Source organism: Pseudomonas kielensis, from assembly GCF_014236655.1.
Lineage (GTDB): Bacteria > Pseudomonadota > Gammaproteobacteria > Pseudomonadales > Pseudomonadaceae > Aquipseudomonas > Aquipseudomonas kielensis.
The window spans coordinates 1-1,255 of the sequence record NZ_JACMYG010000083.1; the positions used below are offsets into that span (position 1 = coordinate 1).

The 1,255-nt window shown below is 56.8% G+C and carries 1 protein-coding gene; it reads right to left on the reverse strand.

Features of this window, described 5'->3' with window-relative positions; all coding sequences use genetic code 11:
• The coding region (locus tag H7995_RS28080; protein WP_425312264.1) for an IS4 family transposase at window positions 1-1,255 on the reverse strand (1,255 nt) is incomplete at both ends.

The following is a 1,255-nucleotide window of genomic DNA, read 5'->3' on the forward strand; positions in this document are numbered from 1 at the left end:
GCTGAAGCATGAAGCTCGGCCAGGTATTTGGGGATGTTCCCGGAACGATCAGCCGAGACACTGTTGATAAATCCGAGAATCGCCCAAGTGCAGGCGGTAAAGCTCATTTCGCATGGGTAAATACCGGGGCAGTGGCGACTCATTTCCACCATCTGATAGCGCAACAAGTTGTAGCCCAACAACACTCCCCATAATTCCTGCTCGATCATCTCGGGCGTTTTACTGCGCAACGTATAGCTGCTGTTGAGCAGCGTCTGTTTCATTTCCCGAAAGCCTAATTCGATCTCCCATCGCTGGCTGTACAGTTCAACGATTTCGTCGGACGGGAAGCGCAGCGGGTCGGCCATTGAGGTCAGGATCTGACACACCTTTCCCTTGACGGTTTTGCTCAGCAGTCGCGCGGTCAGGCGCTCCGGCAGCCCCGGCCATTGTTTGCGGGCCTGTGGCGAAGTGCTTAACGAGACCACTGCATCCTGACGGCCCAAACGCTGAATCACTTCGTACTGCGCACCTTTGCGCAGTGGCATCAGCCAATGACGCTCGGTGCCTGCTTGCTGCCATTGGTGCAGTAAACCCAAGGAGTAGAAGCCTCGATCAAACAGCGTCAGCGAGTGATCCGGTGTGGTTTCGATCAGTTGCTCCGCCAGTTTCATTTCGTTGCTGCGATAGCCGTCAAACGCGCTGCCGATCAGTACGTGACTGGTCAATTCCATTTGGCAAACCATGCGCACCTGAGGAAAACCAGTATCACCATGCTGGTTGCTGGCGGAGTCGTAACGCGCACGGTTTTGCGGTGTGTCGGGCGTACGCCAGACGACGCCGTCGACACCCAGCAAGCGCAAACCGGCCCAAGTCGGATGACCGGCCGCCTCATGCCAGCTTTTCTGAGTCAGATCGAAGACTTGTCGTACAGCTTCGCTGCCCAATCTCTGACGAGCTTGGACTACGGCGCTGGGCGCCACCAACGGGCGCTGGCCTGGCAGCATGATGTTCATGCGGCTGACCACATCCCAGGCCGACATGCGCCGAAAAAAGGCCATGGAGATCACGCACCAAAGCATCATTTCCAGCGGCAAACGCCGCTTACGCAGGGTTGCTACGCCTGCCTGCTCAAGTGCCTGCTCGACCAAAGAGGGGTCGAGTAAGGAATCCAATCCCTCGATGGCGTTGGGGGTGGAGGCGATGTTGTGGGTCAGTTCCAGTGCCCGAGCGAGACGCATAAAAAAATCCGATGCCAGTACAGGCATCGGATTTT